The 2,047-nt window shown below is 43.5% G+C and carries 3 protein-coding genes and 1 pseudogene; 3 read left to right on the forward strand and 1 reads right to left on the reverse strand.

From position 1 onward, the window contains the following. Positions 1-223: pseudogene (locus tag RMO84_RS11880) on the forward strand (hypothetical protein); the annotation flags it as partial. 382 nt (positions 224-605) lie between these two features. On the opposite strand, the gene RMO84_RS11885 reads toward RMO84_RS11880, so the two are convergent. Further along, positions 606-1,178 (reverse strand): DUF4360 domain-containing protein, encoded by a 573-nt coding sequence (locus RMO84_RS11885; RefSeq protein ID WP_396135839.1) that lies wholly within the window; start codon positions 1,176-1,178, stop codon positions 606-608. A 265-nt stretch (positions 1,179-1,443) separates the two neighbouring features. Here RMO84_RS11885 and RMO84_RS11890 point away from each other — a divergent pair, with 265 nt between their 5' ends. After that, positions 1,444-1,578 carry a hypothetical protein gene (locus tag RMO84_RS11890; protein WP_310488670.1) on the forward strand — a complete coding sequence of 45 codons (135 nt, stop codon included), beginning with the start codon at positions 1,444-1,446 and terminating at the stop codon, positions 1,576-1,578. A gap of 26 nt (positions 1,579-1,604) precedes the next feature. Then, complete coding sequence (locus RMO84_RS11895) at positions 1,605-2,021, forward strand: hypothetical protein (RefSeq protein WP_310488671.1); 417 nt, start codon at positions 1,605-1,607, stop codon at positions 2,019-2,021. The last annotated feature ends 26 nt before the right edge of the window (positions 2,022-2,047 follow it).

The raw sequence follows: 2,047 nt of genomic DNA on the forward strand, positions 1-2,047 counted from the left end.
ATACAATCATGCCGATCGAGTCGATGGACTGTATTACCGCTCGCGTTACGATCCGAGTAGATTTTGCATTGCGTTGTATGACGATAGAGTCAATCCAGAAGAACTTAAAGAAGAAAGAGTAACCGAAAACAATTTACTCGATCGATCTTTTGAACCAGAGCTAAAGCAAATACTCAATGAGTATGGCTACCAACGTGAAGATGACGATAACCCAGAAATTTAATTATATGGTTATTTCTCGATCGCGTCAGATTTACTTCACTCGTTGGCGTAGCCTACCGGAGGTAATCGCTTCACTTTAATTAGATCGAAAAGACGCAAAAAATGGAGGTGAAGTGAGCTTTTACAAAGGGGTTGAGAGATTAATGTGTTAGGTAAGGCAAATTTGTTTCACGCCTAACCTAAATCAAATGAACAAAAAACATATCGCACGCGTCCTCAAATGTTTGGAAATAATTCGATCGATCGCTACGATCCTCGATACTTTGTATCTACTCATAAAATATTTCCACCGCTAGATCGAGATCTCACAAAAAAGCCCCAACCGCTCGAATAGTTGGGGCTTTTCAGATAAATATATCTATTTAGAATCGATCGTCAACGACTTAACGGCAAGAGCGATATTTGATGTGATAGACCAAACCGCGATGGGCGAGATCGAAAGAATCGACAGTTGCGGCACCTTTACCGCGAGCTGACATCGAGGCATTGACGCGCATATTGGTGCTATCGCCACAAGCCGACCAGACATCAGCGACAGTTGCTAGACTATCGCGGACGCTATAGTTATTTTCGCCATTAAACGTACGTTGAAAGACGGGGCCGCGATTGCCAGCAAAGAAGTATTCAGCGCGGAGCGTGCCACTGGTAGCGGGTGCGACATAGCCGCGATAGTCAGCGTCATACAAGGAGATTTGGAACCCTTCTGGGACTTTAATCGGAATGCTCAGGTTACAGCTTTTGCGACTCTGGCTGGGATCGTTGCCCAAGGCACTAAATTTATCGAATAAAACGGTGAGTTCTTGACCGTCGGGGCTGACGCTGACACTGGCAGATCGATCGGGGCAGCCGCTACCGCCATAACTAGCACCTTGAATTTCAACTTTACTTTCGGCTAGGGCTGGGGAGATTGGTAAGGTAACTAATGCAGTAACGACTAATGCTTTGAGGAGTTTCATCATGTGTCCAAAAAAATGAAGATAGTGTGTGGTAAATTAGTGAAGTTATGAAAAACTGCTAGAGATAATATCTCTAGATAGCTCATAATTGACAAATGATTTTGCTTGTAACAAAATCGTGTCAAAAAGATGAAGATATCAGCCGCAAGGCTCACCCTCCTGCTTTTACGATTAGGTTCAGCGATCGTAAAAGCTTTTTCTTTTTCCTTTGTATTTGATTAGATGTAGATTGAGTTTGAGAGGTTCCCACTTTGGATAACAAATCGTGAAGCTCCTGACTGTTCTGGTGGGAGCGCAAGCGGTCGTGGCGGAGCTACGCACACCATATTTGAGGCTGTATCTCAGTCTCAGCGGTTGCGCTCGATCGATTCACACTACTTTTTATCTAGTTAACTTCTAGCCCATTACCCTCTAGAATTGTCTGTAGTGGATAAAACTACCAATTTTAGAGGTTTGATGCTCAATTCAACATCTAGCGAACATGTCACCCTCGTCGAAGAGCTAGAGCTAATTGGCTCTTTTGCAGAATATAAGACTGTCATCGAGTCCGCAGTACAACGATTGGCAACAGAAGGGATTAAAGAACTGATAACTTTGCAGTTTTATACTAATCCCAGGCATACCAAAGTCAGTGTGATTATTACCTTTAGCGATCGCGATAAAGTCATGGAACATATCAAGATGATCTCCGGTTGGGCAGATTTCAAACAGATGTTCGCCCTGGTCAAACCAATTGACATCAAAGTGTATGGCAAACTCAGTGTGGGAGTAGAAGCGTGGTTGCAACAATTCAATGTAGTCAGCCAAACTTTTGACGAACGGATTGCTGGCTTTGTCCGTTAAATCACAGCTATCGATCGCGACCTACA

Source organism: Chamaesiphon sp. VAR_69_metabat_338 (genome assembly GCF_031423935.1).
Classification (GTDB): Bacteria; Cyanobacteriota; Cyanobacteriia; order Cyanobacteriales; family Chamaesiphonaceae; genus Chamaesiphon.

Coding starts and splice junctions, on each gene's coding strand:
- RMO84_RS11885 (WP_396135839.1), bottom strand. CDS start 1,178: ATGAAACTCCTCAAAGCATTAGTCGTTACTGCATTAGTTACCTTACCA.